Annotated in this window: 17 protein-coding genes and 1 pseudogene; 6 read left to right on the top strand and 12 right to left on the bottom strand. The window is 59.2% G+C overall.

Annotated features, from left to right (window positions below; all coding sequences use genetic code 11):
* Positions 1-214 precede the first annotated feature (214 nt).
* The 7 genes from EOA60_RS01225 to EOA60_RS01195 form a co-directional block, all read right to left on the bottom strand.
* Positions 215-1,393 carry a MalY/PatB family protein gene (locus EOA60_RS01225; RefSeq protein WP_164899155.1) on the bottom strand — a complete coding sequence of 393 codons (1,179 nt, stop codon included), beginning with the start codon at positions 1,391-1,393 and terminating at the stop codon, positions 215-217.
* Positions 1,394-1,501: 108 nt separating this feature from the next.
* Positions 1,502-2,269 carry an amino acid ABC transporter ATP-binding protein gene (locus EOA60_RS01220; RefSeq protein ID WP_127334762.1) on the bottom strand — a complete coding sequence of 256 codons (768 nt, stop codon included), beginning with the start codon at positions 2,267-2,269 and terminating at the stop codon, positions 1,502-1,504.
* A gap of 24 nt (positions 2,270-2,293) precedes the next feature.
* Positions 2,294-3,436: an amino acid ABC transporter permease gene (locus EOA60_RS01215; protein WP_206522072.1), complete on the bottom strand. Its 1,143-nt coding sequence runs from the start codon at positions 3,434-3,436 to the stop codon at positions 2,294-2,296.
* Positions 3,436-4,578 (bottom strand): amino acid ABC transporter permease, encoded by a 1,143-nt coding sequence (locus EOA60_RS01210; RefSeq protein ID WP_348632698.1) that lies wholly within the window; start codon positions 4,576-4,578, stop codon positions 3,436-3,438. The genes EOA60_RS01215 and EOA60_RS01210 overlap by 1 nt, the downstream gene beginning before the upstream one ends.
* 114 nt (positions 4,579-4,692) lie before the next feature.
* Positions 4,693-5,706, bottom strand: a complete 1,014-nt coding sequence (locus tag EOA60_RS01205) for an amino acid ABC transporter substrate-binding protein (RefSeq protein ID WP_206522071.1) — start codon at positions 5,704-5,706, stop codon at positions 4,693-4,695.
* A 164-nt stretch (positions 5,707-5,870) separates the two neighbouring features.
* Positions 5,871-6,836: a LysR family transcriptional regulator gene (locus EOA60_RS01200; protein WP_127334760.1), complete on the bottom strand. Its 966-nt coding sequence runs from the start codon at positions 6,834-6,836 to the stop codon at positions 5,871-5,873.
* Positions 6,837-7,989: 1,153 nt separating this feature from the next.
* Positions 7,990-8,304, bottom strand: a complete 315-nt coding sequence (locus tag EOA60_RS01195) for a hypothetical protein (RefSeq protein ID WP_245479269.1) — start codon at positions 8,302-8,304, stop codon at positions 7,990-7,992.
* A gap of 71 nt (positions 8,305-8,375) precedes the next feature.
* Between EOA60_RS01195 and EOA60_RS01190 the strand changes: the two genes are divergently transcribed.
* Positions 8,376-8,585, top strand: coding sequence for a hypothetical protein (locus EOA60_RS01190; RefSeq protein WP_127335825.1), 210 nt, complete (start codon positions 8,376-8,378; stop codon positions 8,583-8,585).
* A 223-nt stretch (positions 8,586-8,808) separates the two neighbouring features.
* Here the strand turns inward: EOA60_RS01190 and EOA60_RS01185 are convergent, their stop codons facing one another.
* From EOA60_RS01185 to EOA60_RS38645, 3 genes and pseudogenes are all read right to left on the bottom strand, one after another.
* Positions 8,809-9,171 carry a response regulator gene (locus tag EOA60_RS01185; protein ID WP_127335824.1) on the bottom strand — a complete coding sequence of 121 codons (363 nt, stop codon included), beginning with the start codon at positions 9,169-9,171 and terminating at the stop codon, positions 8,809-8,811.
* Positions 9,140-10,189 carry an HWE histidine kinase domain-containing protein gene (locus EOA60_RS01180; RefSeq protein WP_348627468.1) on the bottom strand — a complete coding sequence of 350 codons (1,050 nt, stop codon included), beginning with the start codon at positions 10,187-10,189 and terminating at the stop codon, positions 9,140-9,142. The genes EOA60_RS01185 and EOA60_RS01180 overlap by 32 nt, the downstream gene beginning before the upstream one ends.
* Positions 10,190-10,411: 222 nt before the next feature.
* Positions 10,412-10,522 (bottom strand): annotated as a pseudogene (locus tag EOA60_RS38645) (SOS response-associated peptidase); the annotation flags it as partial.
* A 17-nt stretch (positions 10,523-10,539) separates the two neighbouring features.
* Between EOA60_RS38645 and EOA60_RS01170 the strand changes: the two are divergent.
* The 3 genes from EOA60_RS01170 (at position 10,540) to EOA60_RS01160 (ending at position 12,036) form a co-directional block, all read left to right on the top strand.
* Positions 10,540-10,728, top strand: a complete 189-nt coding sequence (locus EOA60_RS01170; RefSeq protein ID WP_066998553.1) for a DUF3606 domain-containing protein — start codon at positions 10,540-10,542, stop codon at positions 10,726-10,728.
* Positions 10,725-10,955 (top strand): hypothetical protein, encoded by a 231-nt coding sequence (locus EOA60_RS01165; protein ID WP_127335516.1) that lies wholly within the window; start codon positions 10,725-10,727, stop codon positions 10,953-10,955. The genes EOA60_RS01170 and EOA60_RS01165 overlap by 4 nt, the downstream gene beginning before the upstream one ends.
* Positions 10,956-11,148: 193 nt before the next feature.
* Positions 11,149-12,036 carry a manganese catalase family protein gene (locus EOA60_RS01160; protein ID WP_245502507.1) on the top strand — a complete coding sequence of 296 codons (888 nt, stop codon included), beginning with the start codon at positions 11,149-11,151 and terminating at the stop codon, positions 12,034-12,036.
* Between the two features lie 940 nt (positions 12,037-12,976).
* On the opposite strand, the gene EOA60_RS01150 is transcribed toward EOA60_RS01160, so the two are convergent.
* Complete coding sequence (locus EOA60_RS01150; RefSeq protein ID WP_127335845.1) at positions 12,977-13,183, bottom strand: hypothetical protein; 207 nt, start codon at positions 13,181-13,183, stop codon at positions 12,977-12,979.
* 2,131 nt (positions 13,184-15,314) lie between these two features.
* The gene (locus EOA60_RS01130; protein ID WP_127334755.1) at positions 15,315-15,536 is read right to left on the bottom strand and encodes a DUF768 domain-containing protein; all 222 of its coding nucleotides are present in this window, start codon (positions 15,534-15,536) and stop codon (positions 15,315-15,317) included.
* Positions 15,537-16,000: 464 nt separating this feature from the next.
* Between EOA60_RS01130 and ligD the strand changes: the two genes are divergently transcribed.
* Together ligD and EOA60_RS01120 are read left to right on the top strand one after the other, a co-directional pair.
* Positions 16,001-17,833, top strand: a complete 1,833-nt coding sequence (gene ligD / locus EOA60_RS01125) for a DNA ligase D (protein ID WP_128311023.1) — start codon at positions 16,001-16,003, stop codon at positions 17,831-17,833.
* Between the two features lie 91 nt (positions 17,834-17,924).
* Positions 17,925-19,420 (top strand): PHP domain-containing protein (locus EOA60_RS01120; RefSeq protein WP_128311021.1); only part of this gene is annotated, 1,496 nt, incomplete at its 3' end.

Below are 19,420 nucleotides of genomic sequence, written 5' to 3'. Positions count from 1 at the left end.
AGAATAGTTACTGGCTTCGAGATATCGACGATGGAGCCCTAAGTAGCCAGCCACTTCCTCCTGGTGAATGACCGAAATGGGGCCGTTTCCAGATTGTCCGCTTCTGGCGTCAGAAGTCGGTAAATGACAGTAACCTGAGATGATCTGGAGGGGGTGCGCCAGGACGCTTCACTAGAAAGCGGGCTTTGGCCGATTCCGGATTGAGGCCCGCTTGTCACGACGACATCAGCGCGTTTGCCATGCGCTCCAGTGCTCGCTGCAATAGAGGACGCGGACAGCCGACATTGAGGCGAATGAACCCTTCGCCGCCGGGCCCGTATACGCGGCCATCGTACAAATTGACGCCGGCGCGATTAACAAAGAACTTCTGAACTCCTTCGACCCGGCGATCGAGGGCGCGCGCATCCAGCCACACAAGAAACGAGGCATCGGGCCTCATCGGCGCTATGCCTGGGAGATGTTCGCGCGCGAATTCGTAGACCAGCTCGATGTTGCCGCCGATGTAGCGCGTCAGTTGGTCGAGCCACGGCGCACCGGTACTGTAGGCGACTTCCAGGGCTAGGCGGCCGAAAAAGTTCGCATTCACCATGAATGAGGCCTGCATCGCGGCAAGGAGCTCGCCGCGGCGCTTTTTGTTCGCCACCGAAATGGTCGCCGAGGGAATGCCAGCCAGGTTGAAGGTCTTCGTTGGCGCCGTGCAGATGAACGACTTCTCCGCGGCATCCTCCGAAATGGAGGAGAAGACGATATGGGGCCGATCGGACAATCTTATGTCGCAGTGAATGTCGTCGGAAATGACCAAGACCCCATAGCGCTCGCAGATAGCGTTGAGCGCCGTCAGTTCATCGAGCCGCCACGCCTTTCCCGCAGGATTGTGGGGATTGCAAAGCAGGAATGCCTTGGCGCCGCTTGCCGCCAGCGTCTCGAAATGGTCGAGGTCGAGTTCGTATTTATTGTCCTCAAGCTTCAGGCGGTTCGTCAGCAGAACCCGTCCGTTTCCCTGGATCACTTCGAAATAGGGCGAATACACGGGCGCCTGCACGATGACACCATCGCCCGGCTTCGTGAAGGTTCGCAACACCGTCGCCACCGATGGCATGATCGCCGGCGCGGGAAGCAGCGATTCCAGTTCCGGCGACCAGTTGTGGCGTCGTGCAAACCACGATTGCACGATTTCGTAGTGGCGCGGATCGCGACGGGTGTAGCCGTAGATGCCATGGTCTGCCGCTTCGCGCAGCCGCGTGACCACAGTCTCCGGAGCACGGAAATCCATATCCGCCGTCCAAAGTGAGAGCAGGCCTTGGCCCTCGACTCGCGGGGAGAACTCATCCCATTGATTGGCCCACTTGACCGATCCGAACTGCTGGCGGTCGTGGATTTGGTCGAAATCCACTCCCGCAAGGCTTGCAGCCGCGATCGACGGATTGGATGTGTCCGCACATGTCATCTGTGATCTCGCAAAAACTGTTGCCGCGCCTTTGCCGCTTTGCCCGCAGCGTCGCTATTTGAGGATCTGCGCCAGAAACCGGCGTGCTCGCTGCGATCGGGAATTGGTGAAGAACTCGTGAGGTGTGTTCGCCTCAACGATCTCCCCGCTGTCCATGAACACTACTCGATCGGCCACCTCGCGCGCGAAACCCATCTCGTGTGTGACGCACAGCATGGTCATGCCCTCGCCGGCGAGCGACACCATCGTACCAAGGACCTCCTTCACCATCTCCGGATCGAGGGCGGAGGTCGGCTCGTCGAAGAGCATGACTTTTGGGTTCATGCAGAGGGCACGGGCAATCGCAGCGCGTTGCTGCTGGCCACCCGACAACTGGCCCGGATAGCTGGTCGCCTTCTCCGCGATCCTGACGCGATTGAGATAATGGCGCGCCACTTCTTCTGCCGCCATCCGCGGCATGTTCCTCACCCACACTGGCGCAAGCATGCAATTCTCGAGCACCGTCAGATGGGGAAACAGATTGAAGTGCTGGAACACCATACCCACGTTGCTGCGGACTTCGTCGATCCTGCGAAGATCCTGCGCCACTGGCTTGCCGTTGACGATGATCTCGCCCGATTGATGCTCCTCGAGATGGTTTATGCATCGGATCATGGTCGATTTGCCCGACCCGGATGGACCACAGATCACTACGCGCTGGCCGCGAGGTACCGAAAGGTTGATGTTCTTGAGCGCATGAAACGAGCCGAACCATTTGTTGACGTCGCGCAGCTCGACGGCGACTACGGACTCGCCGGGTGCTTCCCTTCTCGGAGTGTACATTGCTTGAGGCATCGTCCTTCGTTCCTAGGATTTGTGGCCGCGCGCCAGCTGGCGCTCCATCGACTGCGAGTAACGGGACATGCCGAAGCAGAAGCCCCAATAGACAAGCCCCGCAAAAAGGTACCCGGTTGACGAGATCGTCGGGCCTGCCCAGCTCGGATCGACCCTCGCCGTTTCGACGGCCTTCAGGAAGTCTGCGATGCCGACGATGGCAACCAGTGTCGTGTCTTTGAACAGGCCGATGAATGTCGAGACGATGCTCGGTATGACGATCGTCAACGCCTGGGGCAGGACGATCAACCGCATCATGTCGAAATAGTTGATCCCCAGCGCCTTCGCCGCTTCGTATTGGCCCTTTGGGATTGCCTGAAGGCCCGCCCGCACGACCTCGGCCATATAGGCGGACGAGAACAACGCTATTGCGATGAGGGGGCGCAGGAGACGATCTGGCGTCAAGTAATCCGGTACGAAAAGCGGCATCATGAAGTTCGCCATGAACAACACCGTGATAAACGGTACGCCCCGAACGACTTCGATGAATGTGAGGCAAACCGCTTTGATAATGGGGAGGTCCGACCTGCGTCCGAGCGCCAGGAGGATCCCGATCGGAAGCGAGAAGACGATGCCCACGATCGACATGAGCAGCGTGATCAAGAGCCCGCCCCAGAGCGTGGTATCAATCACGGGCAAATGGAGCAGAGCGACGCCACGCAAGAGAACGAAGGCGGCAACGGGGTAGAGAACGAAGAACAGCATTGCCGCCAATTTGCGCCGCGGAGCCTTCGTCCACAGGAGCCAAGCGATCAGAATGGCCCCGACCGCCTGAGTGAGATCAACGCGCCAGCGCTCGGAAACGGGGTATGCGCCGTATCGCAGATAATCGAATTTCTCCGCGATGAAGGGCCAGCAGGCTCCTTCGGGGTTCGCACGGCAGGCTTCTCGGCCGCCGCTCCAGACCGCATTGAGGATGGCGAAGCTCAGGAACTGATGCAGCAGCCACACCGCCAGGAGCACGAAACTAATTGTCAGCGCAGCCGAGAAGGGCGTTGAGAACAGATTCCTTTTGACCCAGGTCACCGGACCCGGCCGGACATCTGCAGGCGGCGCCATCGCCGGCATCAGCGCTATGTTGACGATTGGAGGATGCAAGGATTGATCGGTCATCATCACCTCTCGACGATCGCAAAATGCCGGTTGAAGGCGTTCATGGCCAACGAGGTGACGATGGAGATGGCGAGATAGACCGCCAGGGTGATCGCCATCACTTGGACGGCCGCTCCCGTCTGGTTGAGCACCGTTCCCGCGAAGATTTGAACGAGGTCGGGATAGCCAATGAAAACGGCGAGCGAGGAGTTCTTGGTCAGGTTGAGATACTGACTCGTCAGAGGCGGAACAATGATGCGCAGCGCCTGTGGAACAACGACCAGGCGAAGCGTCTTGCCCGGTGAGAGCCCCAGCGCGTAGGCAGCCTCGGTTTGGCCCTTCGGCACCGCCTGGATGCCACCCCGGACGATCTCGGCGATGTAGGATCCGGTGTAGACCGACAGACCGATCAGGAGAGCGGCGAACTCCGGATAGAGCTGGTGTCCGCCTTGAAAATTGAACCCGTGCAGTCGCGGCCTTATGAACGATACCGGTTCGCCGGCCACCAGGAACATGACCAGGGGAAACCCTATCAGGGCCGCGAGGCTAACCAAGAGCACTGGCAGTTGCCTGCCTGTTCGTCTCTGGACGCGCCTGGCGTAGAACCAGAAGACGATGCAGCAGAAAACGGCCGCCGCGGAGGACAGAGCCACCAGCCCCGCTCCCGGATGCAACTGGACCTCCGGGATTATGAGGCCGCGATTGTTGAGGTAGATGCCGCCGGGAATTTCGATCGACGACTTCGGCGCGGGGAGCGGTTTGAGGACGGCGTTATACCAGAAAAGCAACTGCAGCAGTAACGGGATGTTGCGTATTATCTCGACGTAGGAGGTCGCGGCTTTCGCTACGATCCAGTTCTGCGACAGGCGGGCAATTCCGACGACGAAGCCGAGCAACGTTGCCAACAGGATCGCGAGCAAGCTGACGAAGAGCGTATTGACCACGCCCACCCAGAACGCCTGTCCGTAGGTAGAGAGCGCGTCATAGGGTATCAGGGCCTGATTGATGTCGAAGCCGGCAGACTCATTCCAGAAGGCGAATGAGAGCGGGATTCCCCTTGCCCGCATGTTCGACACAGTCTGGACGCCGACGCCGAGGGCGAAGGCCACCAGGCTGACGGCGAGCAAGGCCTGGTAGAAAATGCCTCGCACCTTCTTATTGTGCAAAGAGAGGCTTCTGCGCGGCTGCACGGAAAGGGTCAAATCGGACATGGCCGGACCTGTCGGGTGAGCACAACGGCGCTGGCGATCATGCGCCAGCGCCCGGCAATGACGTCATGTCTAGCGGATCGGCGGAGCGTACTGAATGCCGCCCTTGTTCCAGAGCGCGTTGAGGCCACGCTCCATTTTCAAAGGTGAGTCCTTGCCAACATTCCGATCAAAGACTTCACCGTAGTTGCCCACCTGCTTGATCACCTCGACCGGCCAATTGTCGCCGAGCCCGATGTCCTTGCCTATGCTGCCTTCCACGCCGAGCAAACGACGGATGTTCGGATTGTCTGACGACTTCATTGCATCGACATTTTTCGAGGTGACCCCAAATTCTTCAGCGGCCACCATGACATAAAGCGTCCACTTCGCCACGTTGAACCACTGGTCGTCACCCTGCCGTACAGCCGGGCCAAGCGGCTCCTTGGAGATCAACTCGGGAAGCACGATGCTGTCATCCGGCTTGGCCATGCGAAGCCGCGACGCATTCAAGGTGGAGGTGTCCGCGGACAGGACATCGCAACGCCCCTCCTCATAAGCCTTCACGACAGCTTCCTCATCGGCGAACCCGACCGTGGTGTACTTCATCGATTGCGAACGGAAATAGTCGGCAAGGTTCAATTCGGTTGTCGTGCCCTGGGTTACGCAAATCGATGCGCCATCCAGCCGCTCGGCTGATGTGATGTTGTCCGCCTTGCGGACCATGAATCCCTGGCCGTCATAGAAATACGTGCCAGCGAAAAGAATGCCGAGGGACATATCGCGGGAGGAGGTCCAGGTTGCGTTATGCGCGAGAATGTCGATCTCTCCCGACTGCAAGGCGGTGAAGCGATCTTTTGGCGTCAATGGGATGAACTTCACCTTTTGCGCATCGCCCAGCACGGCGGCGGCCACGGCACGACAATAGTCGACGACAAATCCAGTCCACTTGCCTTCATTGTCCGGAAGGCTGAAGCCCGCGGTGGCCGAGTTTGTGCCGCAGGTGAGCACTCCATTCTTCTTGACGTTATCGAGGGTTGCGGACCACGCCGACGAGGCGGTGCACGCCATGGCTACGGCAATCAAACCCTTAAGCATCGATCTCATTTTCGGTGTTCCCCTGTTTTTGTTGGGTCCAATCTGCACGTAAGGACAATTATTCGTCAAATTGATTGTCCTCATTGTCAAAATGAGCCAATTTCATAACCGGGTTGCACAAGGGGGATTGGCTGCGAGGTAGGCGTCGTGAAAGGGGACTGTGGGCCGAGGCACTACTGTTTCGATCGACCCGCTGCTCCGATGTCGACGATTGAACTTCGGCGCCTAGCCTGGGACTTTTTGTAGATGCCCACGATCACCTCCCGGAGCCACCTAGTCCCCGGGTCGTTCGCCATCTGACGGTGAACAATGAGCCACGCATTGACATCCGAAATAGGAAGCGGTGGTGGGATCAGGCTCACCTCGCTTCGCTCATCCAGCATCTGCAGAATGGCATCCCCACAATGGGTAATCAGTTCAGTGCCGCGCAGCGCCCAAGGAAGCACCAGATAATTCGAGATGGTAGCAACGACGTTGCGCCGCAGACCGTGCTGCTTCATTGCGGCATCCGCCAGCCCTTCTGCTTGGCCATCCGCGGAAATCTGCAGGTGGGAATTGGCCAAATATGCTTCCAGCGTCATGCCGGTCCTGGCGATCTTGCTTCCACTCCACACGGCGCAAAACAGCCGATCCTGCCCGAGTTCCACCTTCAAGAGACTTGGATCGTCGCGTATTGCCGCTCCCGTCAGCGCACAGTCAACCTGTCTCAAATAGACAGATGAGCCGATGTCGGGTCCGTTTGCGGGAATGACGTTCAGTGTCGCGTTAGGAGCTTGCCTCGAAAACTCTCGAATGAGCCCCGGAATAAATATCATGGCATGATAGTCGGTAAGTCCAACGCGAAAGTTGCGTCGGGTTGTTGCCGGTTTGAACACCTGATGCCGATCGATGGAGGCACGGATGGTTGCCAGGGCGGCAGAAATGTCTGACAGCAACTCCACTGCCCGAGGCGTTGGCCGCATCTCGCCCCCATCTCTGGTGAACAATTCATCCTGCAATAGAGACCGAAGTTTTGCTAAGGAGTGGCTTACAGCTGATTGTGTTCTGCCCAATTCGGTAGCAGCGCGCGTCACGCTTCTTTCACGCATCATCACATCGAAAACGCGCAACAAGTTGAGGTCCATGTCGACAAAGTTCATAGCGGTACCTCGTCCGTAGAGACCGCGGCTCTGCACCACGCGTCCACCAAGTGGGGTATCAACGGTGACAGATGCCGTTTGGACAGTGAAGATAGCTCCGCCCGATGATCGACGTCACTGGACCAGCGACGATCGAAATCAATTATCACACCAGGGGATAGTTGAGGTGGCTGTTGAGCAAAGAGCACCGCCGGGCGAGCTGCGATCTGGAAATAGGTCTGCTTTCAGGCGTTGCACAAGCGGGTATGAACGACAGATGTTGGGCGCAAAGCAGCCATCCACCCCGCCAAAGAAATGGGCGAGTGGCCGGATCGGCTTCTTGAATCTATTTCGGCGAACTGCCTCGTAACCTATTGGTGCATAACGATAATGGTGGGCCCGGAGGGCCGTCGTTTTCGACAGGAAATCAATATGTTAGCGGGTGGTTCGCCTACCCTTTTCCCTCGTATTCTCTCGTATGGTCTGGCGAACCGAAAGACGATGGACGAGAATAGTTACTGGCTTCGAGATATCGACGATGGAGCCCTAAGTAGCCAGCCACTTCCTCCTGGTGAATGACCGAAATGGGGCCGTTTGCAGACAGTCCGCTTCTCGGCGATCGAAGATCGAATGGCTGCCATTGAAGCCCGACGGGGTTGTAGCCTCGACCTCTCCCTTACCAAGGGAGTGCTCTACCACTGAGCTACCGCAGCAACGGGCGTCTGAATAACCGCAGACGCCTTGAATTGCAAGGCGTAGCGGCCCCCTTTCACACCCTGCGCCGTTTTGGCCCGATGTTGCCAATGTGGTTCCAAACGGGCTCGGCACGTGCTCCAGCCTACACCGGTCGGCCGAGAGCTACACCGCTTTTGTTGCCGGATCGTTGCCAATCTGGATGCGAATTGAAATAGAGCCCCGTACAGAGGTTTTTTCGCACCCCCGCCCTTCACTCACTACCTGCGAAGGCCTTCGCGCGCGTCCTTGCGCTGTCCCCGTGGCGAATGCATGCGGTTTCGAGGATTGGCCTACCCCTGATTTGTGGCGCGCCGATACAAGGCGTACCTGCGAACGACCTTGTCGAGAGTCCGGCTCGGAGGGGAATAACAAATGTAAATGTGGATGGGGGTGATCTACGCCACAATGAGCCAGGGCCTATCGCAACGCAGTTTGCTGATCATATGGCCCCTTGTCTTCCGACGACTGTCGACACACCCTGGTCCCCCGCCCCGCTCGGCGGTCGTCTTCTTGTTGAGCGACGACGCGTGTACCAGACGATCTTGCCGTCGACCTTCATGGGCTTGTGGATCACAAGCTTCCTCCGCAGATGCTCGGGGTGAACCTCGACTAGCGTCACCTTGATGTCTGGCTTGCAGCGGCTGCAGTCGAACTTCAGGCGGAAGGGGTTGGCGCCGCCGCCATAGACCATCATCAAGTCCGCCGATCGGCAGTAGCGCACGTTCCCGCAGGCGCACTCCACCTTCAAAAGCATGTTGTGCCGGGTCGCCTTGCCCAGCGTTCGATCATCTCATGCGCCATGAGAACAAAAAAGGAACAAATTCCTTGATCGTCAAGGCGGTCTGGAATCTTTTTGCAGCTGAGGGGAGATGTCACATGCCGCTGCGCTATGCCGTCGAGACATGCCCGAATAACCCAACCGTGCTGCACATGAAGCTGAACGAGGCCGCCGACAACGGCGGCCGCGTCCTGAACGTCATCTGGCAGCAGGAGCATGAATCAACAATCACGAGACCGACTATGACCCGCGCATGAAGGTCGACGCTGGTTATGTGATCATCCTGGAATACTTCGAGCCTGAACCATGGGCGACGAGCCGACACGCCCCGGAGAAATCGCCCAGACACGCGAACGCGGCCCGCTTGGGCACGTCTGCGAGCATTCCGGGTGCGGCAAGGATGCGGGATCGGGCTTTGCCAAGCCGAAACGAGCGCCCACTGGTCCTGTTTCGAACACAGCGGCGAAGGTGAGAATTCCTTTAGCGGTGACGCTCCAGTAGATTGGTCAGAACGCCCAGCAAGCGAGTCTCTGCTGTTGGCTTTCCGACGTTAGGCGCATCCCACAGAACTGCGCCGCCGAGAAGCTCTGGCCTGTCGTAGGCGCTCGCCACCGCGAACGGGACATCGAGGCTGCTCAACTCTTCAGCCAGCGGTGTGATCAGCTCGTTGCCCAGATTGACGTCGAGCAATGCGACGGACGGCAATTCGACTTCCAATAGGCGTGACGCCTCTGCGACCGTGGCAACCGGGCCTATGACACGCCATCCACGACGCTCAAGCATGAATTTGAGGTCCATCGCGATCAGGTATTCATCTTCCACGATCAGGACCGTCTTTTCCACCGGCCTTCAATCTTTGTTGCCGTGTCCCCGCGAGCGGAATGGCCATCTCCACGTTCAAACCCGTCGTCGCATAGCTTGGTTCCACCTTGCCTCCCAGATCGTATGCGACAGCGTACTGAATCAGCTGAGTTCCGTAGCCTGTGGAGACGGGTGGGGTCACACCGGGGCCGCCGCTTTCCGACCAGGTGAGCCGCAGCAGTCGGTCATCCCCTTGCTCGATAACCCAGCGCACATGGACCTGTCCGCCCGCCTTCGACAGCGCTCCATATTTGAGAGCGTTCGTCGCCAGCTCATGCAGCGCAAGCCCGAGGGACATCAGTTGCTTGGCATTCAAATAAACGGGCGGTCCGCGATCGATCTCTACGGCGTCGGAGCTTACTGCAAAAGGTTCCAGCGTGCGCACCACCAGAGCTTCAAGGCTGCCATCACCACCGCCTATGAACCCCTGCTCATTTGCGTCAATAATAGCAGTCAACCTGCCTAGAAACGCGTCGCGATACTCCTCCCCCGAGACGCCTTCGGCCTTTGTCTGGTTAGCGAGTGCCCGCACCAGCCCAAGCAGGTTCTTCATTCGATGGCGAAGCTCACCGAAGAGAACCTCAAACTCGGCCTCTCTACGAGTCCTCTCCGTGGCATCGGCGAACGACAGCAGCATGGTGGTGCTGACATCGTCGGGACTGAACACGGTACGAGCCGTGACCAGCATGGTCCGCTGACCGATCCCGGGGAAATCGTGCTCAACCTTGTAATCGATAACTGCCGTGGTTTTCGGGATCACCTCCGTGAGCAGGCGACGCAGTTCCGGAATGTCCCACTGACCATCTCCAAGCTCGTAGATGTGCTTGCCTATGGTTTCATACCGCTCGACTTTGAACGTTCGGAAGAAGGCACGGTTGGCGCTTTGGATGCAAAGCGCGCTGTCCAGGACCAGCAGAGGAACCGGGACGGTATCCACGATCCCCTGTGCCTGCACATGCCCGGTCCTCAAGATCCGGTAGAGGTCTTCCAAGTTCACCATAGCTGGTCCCACGAAAGTGATCTTGTTGGCCGCAATCTCAGGCCAACCCTGTCTTGGGTCAAGAGCAGACCGGGCAGGCAGAAATGGGGCTGCGTTGCCGGTCCGGCGGCCGCGTTGCTGCTGTGATCGGCAAGCAGGAGCTCATGCAGATCGGCTGTCAATATGCCGGTGAGGTAGAACTGGAGATACACGATTGCTGGGGCCCGATGCTGGACGAACAGGTTACGGTCGCTCTGGGCGAACCGTCTCAACTGCGAGGGACCGGGCAGGAAGCGGCTGCAACAGATCGCCCTCCGACTTGGTCAGGTTGAGCCATGCGGACCAGTCCTCCGGAGAGGAGGAACGGAACCATGGCGGACGACAAAAGCAAACGCGATGCGCGCGATCGCGACCGTGTGTCGGGGGATCAGGAGTATGAGGTCGGCTACTTCGCCAGCAAGTTCGGACTCTCGATCCCTCAGGTCCGCGAGCTGATCGCCAGGCATGGAAATGACCGCGAGACCCTAGAGCGTGAGGCAAAGGCGCTAGGCACTCGATGAGCCGCTACTTCTTCGACACGTTCAACGGCTCAGCTCACGTGACCGATGAAACCGGCGCGGAACTGGATGACATGCAGGCGGTAAGGCGGGAGGCATCGACGGCGTTGGCCGAGATGGCGGCCGAGGTTGTTCCAATCGAAGACCGGCTCGAACTCTTCGTCGATGTTCGGGATGAGGCGGGTGCTCCGGTTCTTAAAGCTCGTGCGATCTTCGAAATGTTCGAGTGAACTGCCTGCATGTTCAAGGCATGACGCTCGCGGCCTCGTCGCGCCAAGGTATGGCATCGCGGTGTCAAGGAACATTCCTGATGCAAAGTGGTTCGGGCGTATCCCGACCCTGGAGAACCCTCATGTTCATGCACAATAAGCGACTGCAATACACCGTCCGTGTGTCGGAGCCGCGAAACTGGCATGCATGATAATGGAGCAATTCGGCGGAGCCGATGGCGAGTTGGCCGCCGCTATGCGCTATTTCACCCAAGGGCTGGGCGAGGATGATGTCGGTCGGAAAGACATGTTGCTCGACATTGCGACCGAAGAACTAAGCCACCTCGAGGTGGTCGGATCTATTATCACAATGCTGAACAAGGGCCTCAAGGCGCAGCTTGCCGAGGGACAGATGAAGGAAGCCGAGCTGTATTTGATGGTTGGCGCCAGCGGCACAACGGCCAAGGAGTCAATCCTGTTTGGCGGCGGACCCGCATTGTGCGACTCGGCCGGCGTGCCCTGGACCGCCGCTTACATCGATTCTCGCGGCGAGCCAACGGTGGACCTTCGCTCCAACATCGCGGCCGAAGCTCGTGCCAAGATCGTTTACGAGCGACTGATCAACATCACCGATGATCCCGGCGTCAAGGATGCCCTCGGATTTCTGATGACGCGCGAAGTCGCCCACCAAAAGTCCTTCGAGAAAGCGCTGTACGCGATAGAGAACAACTTCCCGACGGGCAAACTGCCGGGCATCGAGAAATATGCCAGCATGTACGTCAACACCTCGCAGGGCGAAGGAGACGCCACGGGACCCTGGAACTCGGGAGGCGAATGGGACCGCATCGACAATCTCGAACAGGTGATGCCCGCCGACGGCGGCGACGGCATGGCGACTGTCAAGCTAAATGCCAAGGACAAGAAGGTCGCGGCCAATATGGCGGAGCGGACACTCTCGGACCCGGCTTCCGATCCGATGACGGGCGCCGATATTGGAGCAGGGCCGGGGGCCGGCCGCACCAAGAATGGTGACATGGGCGGCGCCGCCAACATCCAGGAGGCGCCGGCGCGGGCAGCGGCCGCAGCTCGCAAAACCAGGTAGCCTTTGCATTGGAGCCCTCAAGAACGTCGTTTCGCGTGTGCAAGAGAAACCGCCTGTCGCGACCGAACAGGCGGTTCCCTGGTTCGCGATTTCGACTACCCGGTCGGGTTTAGGACCGAGACGAGCCAAAGGCGTGCGATGCTTTCCGTCAAAGGACCTTGCCGACTAGCCGGGCAGTGATCGGTGCGAGCGTGAGCCCGAGGTGACCGTGGCCGAAAGCATTAGTGCACGAAGCTCTTGCGCCGCGACCACATGTCGGACCTTCTCTGAGGCGCGTAGCCGTTCCAATTGGGGCCGACCTGAGGCTTAGCCGATAAAGCCGCCGAGCTAGACAAGCGTTCAGCCATAGCCAGCGTTGACTTTTTCTCACGCGAATGATCCGAGGCCGCAGGCGCGCTACGCTCTCCGTCGCTTAGAAAGCGCTCGTAGCAGGTCAGCTTCGTCGGTGATGCCATCATCAAAAGCTTGGAGGATTTCCCTAGCCAAATATTCCCGCTGTTCGCGATCCTTCTTGGCCAGTCGTCGCGCGTCGCACGACCGGTTAAACACCCGCTGGAGCATGTCCAGATCAGCGGGCCCGTAGACGCCACTGCAACGCGACAATGACATGACCGCCGCCCTCGGCGAGGCATCTGCCATTATCTCACAAAACGGTCCCGTTGTGGAACGGATTCAGGCCTCAGCGATTAACCAAATGAGCGGTCGGTTCCTTCAGGAATGTAGCCGTCTCAGTGGCAACCTAAAAAGCCCGTCGCTTACGCTAATTAGCCGCGGCGGGCTTTTCATTAGCTACTACTAAAAAGGCGGATGCCTACCACCGAACGGTGGCGCATAATGCATCTCTGCCCCGCCGTGGGTTAGCACGGGGTAAGAGCCCGGCCTGTGCGCCAAAGGTCTCCTCGACCCCCCGGCAGGCCGGGCGCGCCATGTCTAGGCCGGCTCATCCGGCAGCCTTTGCCAGCAGCCGGGATAGATGCAGTTCGTGAAGCTCCTGCATGCTTTCGAGCAATTCGAGGAATTCGATCGCCTTGGCGGTGGGCAGTTCGAGCCGCTCCAGTTCGGCTATGCGCCCCCGCTGCTGGGCGATGTGTCGTCTGCCCAGTCTGACATGCCCGCGCACCATTTCAATGTCATCGGCAAGTGCCATTTGTCGCTCGGAAGAATCGGAGGACGAACCGCGCCGTCGAATCTACCGCTTTGGTGTCGCCAGTCCCGCCCCTTCAGACGCTGCTAAACAAACCCGACTTGTGCCCGGGAAAATCGGACTTCAGTCGCAAATTTCATTAGTTGCGAGTCCGCTCATATGGATGCAGGATCAATGTTCCCCACCTTCAAGCGGTGGGGTGGCCCGACCCGCGATATCCTGTGTCACCTAGGTTAAGCGGGCCGGGCCGCAGAGGTTCCTGCTGGGGTGCCCGATGCGTTCTCAGCCAAACAGTATCTCGAACCCGACGACATGGCGATGCTTGAAAGAGTGCTCCAGAAGCTATTACCCGCAAGTGCCGACGCCGCCGAAAGGGAATGGCTGGGTAGCCTGTTGATCGCAGCCTTCCAGAACGGGGTGACAGGACGAGGCGGCGCTGTTTGCCACGATGGATAGGAAAGCCTAACCGTAAGCTTGCGTCTTCCTGCGGGGGCGCGTCTCAATGGCGGCGCTTGAGGAATTTCGCTTCCCGGACCAGCGAATTCCAATCTGTGCCGATCAACTTGATCAGACCCCGCGCCTCATCTTCGGATAGGCTCGTCTCTTTTGCCAACCGCGCTGCCAAAAAGATGGATGTTTTTGTCCTTCTGCGACCCATCCGGCTTGCCGTCGCCGTCCTTCATTGCCCCTCTCCGTCTCATCCCGGCAACAAGAGCCCGCCCGCCTTGAGGGATGGCGAGCGGGCTCCGGGGTGGACCCTACGGCGTTGCCTCTTCGGTCAAAAAGCGCGCCGTGAGACCTAACTTGCCGACGGGTGGAATGTTCCTTTCCGCAGTCACTCGCGCGTAAAGGCGGGAAAAGATCCCACACATTTGTTATTTTTACCGGGCCAAATCAATGACATGTTGAGCCAGGGCCGATCGCAACGCAGTTTGCTGACTCTATGGCCCCTTGTCCTCCGACGACCGTCCGAACACCCTGATCCCCCGTCCCGCTCGGCGGTCGTCTTCTTCTTCTTCCAGGGTAGTACCCCGAGTTTCCTGCCAGGAGTGCTGGGCATTTGTTTTGGGTTTCAACCCGCCAAGCCGCCCCCACGGTGCTGCATCGCTTCGCTCACAAGGCGAAAACGCTGTCGGCCTCCTCATGTATCTCTTTGGGCGCGATGCCCTGACGCCCGGCAGAGGCAAGGAGTTCAACGACAAGATGCAATGGCCCCTGGGTCGTCGGTGCTCACGTTTGGCAGATGGTCTGCCATCCATCGGTCCAGAAATTTCAAAGCGCGCGCGCTCATGCGGGGGAAAAGCCGGCCGCGATCTTAGGTTGCTTACTTGTACGGCAGCATCACACGCAAGAGCCCGGTCGTGAGGGACGAGCGGGGCTCCGGGGTCTCGCGCAACCCAGCGGCGCGCCTCGGCATGAATCGCGCCGGCGAACCAAACCTGCCGATTGGTGGAATGTTCCCCGATGCGACCGAAGTCGGAGGAGCTGACGCTTTGGTCCCAACGCTAAATCCTCGCCATAGCAATGGATGGAGCCGGCGAGGAAATGCGTCACCTTCCTCGTCGGCAGCCGCTAGATCGATGCTCGCCATCCCGTTGGGGTGACGGGTATCGTCTTTTGACCGGTATCCTTCGGGTCGCCGCTTCGCCCAGGAACAAAGCTTCCTGGATCTCTGTTCAGATACGGGATGAATAGAGCAGAGGTCGCACATGAAGGTCTATCGGGTGGAAGAGATGGATGGGGACAGCGTTGTGACCAGTCGTACCATCAGTGCAAATACTCCATGGGTGGCAGCCGAAACGGCCACAGGCAGTGAGGTCACGAACGCACGCGGCGACGAACAGCGCTGGATCCGGGTCACGCATGAGGCGGACGGGGCTGTTAACAGGTACGCGTTCAAGTGACATGTGGAGTCTAACGGGCTGTTGACCCTGGCGAGCCGCTCCGATTGCAGTTTACCCATCAGTTGAAGCTGAGGCGACCCGGCCTGCGAGCGGGAATTCGGGGGACGATTAGAGCGGGACAGGCCGGCCTCTTACCCCGTGTTGCGAGCCGGGGCAGGTGGGCATTATGCGCCGCCTTTGCAGCGGCTGAAGTTAACATTTCCTAATGCAACGCATAGCTCCACAGGAGCTCAGACCGCCAAGCCCCCTTCTCGGTTCTGCATCGCCTCCAGGATCACTTCGAAGACTGTGCCGACCTCCTCGCTGATCTCGTCGGGGCTAATGCCTTCTCGCTCAGCAGCTTTCAGGGCCTCTTCGACGAGGTAAACGATGGCCATTGAATCGTCCGTGATCGCATTCGGCAGGTGATCCGCCATCCACCGGTCTAAGAAATTGATCCCGCGCGTGGTCATGGCGAGAGAAGCCGGAAGGCGGCTTTAGGTTCCTTCTTCGCTGATGCTCTGCACGGCACCATGCCGTAGCTTTGGCTGTTTCCTAGATGGCCACCCAGGCTGTTATGCTGCCCGGTTTCACCCATTCAACCGTCGGGTCGATGATGGCCGGGGGGCATCGGCGGGAGGCGCCACTCTGGTGTTCGGCACGAGCTGATGCAGGCGATCGCGGAGCTGCTTCCGAAGCGTGATGGGCGGTCCGCATACTTGCCGTCTCGGGCAACGATACCGCTCGGGCTTGCAGGCAGGCACACGGACTCAGCAATAATGGAGACAAGCTCAACCCCCGGAACGAAACCAAAGAAGCAATCGCGCGTTGGACGCGATTAAGCCATTTCGTCTCGGGTTTGGGGTGCGTGAGAGTGGTCAAGCCAACGTCGCGTAAGGCAATCCCTGGGTGGAGCGCTCCTCAAGCGAAGTCGCCTATGCGTGACCAAACCAATTCAGCGCTGCCCACTTTTCGGCCCGTCCAGCTCGCAACGCTCGTAGACACCGTCCCCGCCGGGGACCGCTGGATCCACGAAATGAAATACGATGGCTACCGCATTCTCGTTGGTGTCGGCAGTGGGGAAGCGCGTGCCTACACGCGCTCTGGTCTGGACTGGTCTCAGCGTTTTCCTTCGGTTCTTTCGGAAGCCCGCAAGCTCAAGGTCCGCTCCGCTCTGATCGACGGCGAGGCCGTCGTTGTCGATGCGAACGGAAGATCAAACTTCCAGGCGCTTCAGAACGCATTAAAGGGTGCGCCAGCCACTATCGATTTTTATGCCTTCGATCTCCTTGAGCTCGATGGCGAAGATCTCACGAGGCGCCCGCTCCTTGAACGCAAGGAGAAGCTCCAGGCAATTTTGCCCGCGAAGAACGCGATCCTTCGCTATTCCGATCACATCCTCGGTCGCGGAGAAGAGCTGCTCGAACGCTTTTGCGCAGCCGGTCTCGAGGGAGTTGTTTCGAAGCTCGCCGATTCGCACTATGTGGCAGCCCGCGGCGGAAGCTGGCTCAAGATCAAGTGCATCAAGCGGCAGGAATTCGTAATTGTCGGCTGGACGCCGTCCGATAAGGTCCGCGCGTTCCGGTCATTGATTCTGGGGGTGCATGACGGCGGCAAGCTGCGTTATGCCGGGAAAGTCGGCACCGGCTTCGATACAGCTGAACTCTTCCGTCTCATGAAGATCATGGCACCGCTCGAGCAGAAGGCCGCGACCGTCGAGGCGCCGCGAGCAGAAGTTCGCGGAGCACATTGGCTTTACCCCAAGCTGGTCGCCGAGATTGCCTTCACCGAGATGACCAAGGAAGGAACGCTGAGACATCCCAGCTACCTCGGTCTACGCGAAGACAAGAAGCCGGAGGCGGTCGTGCTGGAGACGGAACGTCGCACGGCCAAGCTGACCACGCCGGCGAACAACATTGCCATCAGCAACCGTGACCGCGTGATCTATCCGGAGTCCAATATCACCAAGGGCCAGCTCGCCGACCACTACGCGGCAGTCGCGGAGATCATGCTTCCTTGGATCGCCAGTCGTCCGATCAGCCTGGTTCGGTGTCCCCAGGGCCGGGCCAAGAAGTGCTTTTTCCAGAAGCATGATGCCGGGAGCTTTGGCGGCAAAGTCCACCACGTCGGCATCACGGAAAAAGATGGCCACGAAGAGCCATATCTGTATGTCGACGATGCCGATGGTCTGATGACCTGCGTCCAGATGGGAACGATCGAGCTGCACGGGTGGGGAGCTCGGATCGAGGATGTCGAAAAGGCCGACCGCCTCGTCTTCGACCTCGACCCCGATGAGGGTCTCGATTTCGAAGCGGTCCGCGCCGCTGCTTTCCAGTTTCGTGACATCTTAAAATCGCTGGGACTTACGACCTTCCCGATGCTTACAGGGGGCAAAGGGGTGCATGTGATCGCCCCGCTCACCCCTCAGGCCGAATGGCCGCAAGTGAAAGACTTCGCATTTCGTCTCGCTCAAGCGGTCGCTCAGAGCGATCCGGCCCACTTTACGGCCGCGCTGTCGAAGGCGCGCCGGAAGGGTCGCATCTTTGTGGACTATTTACGCAACCAGCGCGGGGCGACCGCGATCATGCCTTACAGCGCAAGGTCCCGACCGGGCGCTCCGGTCGCGGCACCGATCACCTGGGCGGAAATGAAGACGATTGATGCGCCCTCGCATTTCCACGTCGGCGATGCTGCTGAATTGAAGAAACGCGCAACCTACAAAGCTCTGGCGGGATGGGGTCGCGCCGACCAGTCCTTGCCGAATCTGTAGCCCCACTCCGCGAATAAGGCAGCAAGCATGGAGTTCTTCGCTGCCCTTGCCCGATTGGAACCTGCGGAGATTGGCCCCGTTAGCCTCGACAATGGCAAAACCCGATTCAAGGACCGTCGCCAGTCTCCTCAGGGAATACGCACATCGCTCGTCGCTGCGCGGAGACAATCCCTATCGCACCAAGGCTTACTTGCGCGCGGCCGATAGTCTGGCTGCGTTGTCGCAGCCGCTTGACCGGATCATCGCCGCCGGCGCCCTCACCAGAATCCCGGGGATCGGTGACGCGATCGCAGACATTATCAGCAAGCTCTATGAATCGGGCACGCACCCACGCCTTGAGAAGCTGCGCGAGGAGGTGCCGGCGGGTGTAATGGAGCTGTTTGCCGTACCGGGCCTTCGGCCCGACAAGATACTGAAGCTTCATCAGGCGCTCGGCGTGAACTCGTTGGCCGAGCTCGAAGCGGCAGCAAGGGCAGATCGCATCCGGCCAGTCAAAGGCCTCGGTGCTTCGTTTCAAGCAAAAATCCTGCAGAACCTGGCTATCGCTCGAGGCGGCGAAACACAGCTTCACCTGCACAAGGCCGCCGCTCTTCTTGAGCACGCGATCATTTCCGTGAAGCAAGAGCATCCCGAGTTTTCGCGCGTGGAAATCGCCGGTGATTTCCGACGTGGTTGCGAACTTGTTGCCGACCTCGCGCTGGTCGCGCAGGGGAAGAAGCGGACCGAAATAGAGCAGTCCACCCTCAGGCTTGTCGTAACGGACAAGAAGCACTTTGGCGCGAGCTTCGTCGAAGCCACCGGTTCGGCAGCCCATCTTGAGCAGTTGAAGATGTACGCTGCCGAGAGAGGGTTCGCCCTCAAACCCGATGGGCTCTACCGCGCCAGAAAGCTGATCGCATCAGTGACAGAGGAGGAAATCTACGACGCGCTGGGCCTGCAGTTCATCGAACCCGAACTGCGCGAAGGCAGGAACGAGATTGAGCGGGCAGCGAGGCGGCAACTCCCTACCCTTGTCCGGGATGAAGATCTCAATGGCATCCTGCATTCTCACACGACCGCATCCGATGGCACCGAGACGCTTGAGGCAATGGCTGAAGCGACCCGTGAGCGCGGGTTCGAGTACTATGGTGTCGCCGACCATTCGCAGTCTGCGCACTACGCGGGCGGCCTCACATTGCAGGAGATTGCTGAGCAGCACCGCGAAGCGGATCGGCTGAACAAGAGGTATGGTGGAAACTTCCGTATCCTCAAGGGCGTCGAGGCAGACATCCTGGCCGACGGCTCGCTTGACTATCCGGGCCACGTTTTGGAGCAGTTCGATTTCGTCGTCGCGAGCGTGCACAGCCGCTTCAAGTTGCCGAAGAAAGAGCAGACGGACCGTATCATTGAGGCAATCGCGAACCCCTTCACGACAATCATCGGACACATGACCGGTCGCCAGTTGTTGCGGCGCCCCGGCTATGATCTCGACATCGACAAGGTCCTCAGAACGTGCGCGAGATATGGTGTCGCTGTCGAAATCAACGCGCATCCTTGGCGGCTCGATCTCGACTGGCGGTGGCATCAGAAGGCACTCGACTACGGCTG

It is taken from the genome of Mesorhizobium sp. M1A.F.Ca.IN.020.06.1.1 (assembly GCF_004023265.1).
Classification (GTDB): Bacteria; Pseudomonadota; Alphaproteobacteria; order Rhizobiales; family Rhizobiaceae; genus Mesorhizobium.
The sequence above is the reverse complement of the archived record's forward strand: the minus strand, read 5'-3'. Positions and strand labels throughout refer to the sequence as shown.